The organism is Burkholderia sp. AcTa6-5 (genome assembly GCF_017815075.1).
Taxonomy (GTDB): domain Bacteria; phylum Pseudomonadota; class Gammaproteobacteria; order Burkholderiales; family Burkholderiaceae; genus Burkholderia; species Burkholderia sola.
Map to the genome: position 1 here is coordinate 1 of NZ_JAGIQE010000078.1, position 760 is coordinate 760.

Consider the following 760-nt stretch of genomic DNA (forward strand, 5'->3'; position numbering starts at 1 on the left):
ATGACTGGGGTGAAGTCGTAACAAGGTAGCCGTATCGGAAGGTGCGGCTGGATCACCTCCTTTCCAGAGCTTCTCGCACAAGTTGAGCGCTCACGCTTATCGGCTGTAAATCAAAGACAGACTCAGGGGTCTGTAGCTCAGTCGGTTAGAGCACCGTCTTGATAAGGCGGGGGTCGTTGGTTCGAATCCAACCAGACCCACCATTGTCTGACGTGTCGGTGATCGTTGGCGCTTTAGCGCTTACGAGCAGCCCATGCCGATAGGCTGTAGTACCTGAGGTCATCTGTACTCAATGGGGGCATAGCTCAGCTGGGAGAGCACCTGCTTTGCAAGCAGGGGGTCGTCGGTTCGATCCCGTCTGCCTCCACCAATCTTCAATGACAAGCGTTCGAACGAAGCGTCGTTCGAGTCTTTGTCATTGGCGATTGAGCCAGTCAGAGGATATCAACAGATATCGGCTGTCGTTCTTTAACAATCTGGAAGAAGTAAGTAATTTGGATAGCGGAAGCGTCTCGAGATGGACGTGGAAGTTATCCGGGTTGTGATTGTATCGATGTATCTCAAGATGATTCGAACTTCATTGTTCGGCTCGATTTTGGAATACGGCACACACGTAGTGTGGGCTCCGCGTAAGTGCTAAAGCACTAACGCTGAGCGACACGCGAGAACTCAACCTGTAGCGGCTGTCGATGAGACAGACTCGTTATAGGGTCAAGCGAACAAGTGCATGTGGTGGATGCCTTGGCGATCACAGGCGATG

The 760-nt window shown here is 52.1% G+C and carries 2 tRNA genes and 1 rRNA gene; all 3 read left to right on the forward strand.

Annotated features, from left to right (window positions below):
* A 16S ribosomal RNA gene (locus J8I33_RS34270) occupies positions 1 to 63 on the forward strand; the annotation flags it as partial.
* Between the two features lie 63 nt (positions 64 to 126).
* A tRNA-Ile gene (locus J8I33_RS34275) sits at positions 127 to 203 on the forward strand.
* 91 nt (positions 204 to 294) lie between these two features.
* Positions 295 to 370 (forward strand) — tRNA-Ala (locus J8I33_RS34280).
* Positions 371 to 760 lie beyond the last annotated feature (390 nt).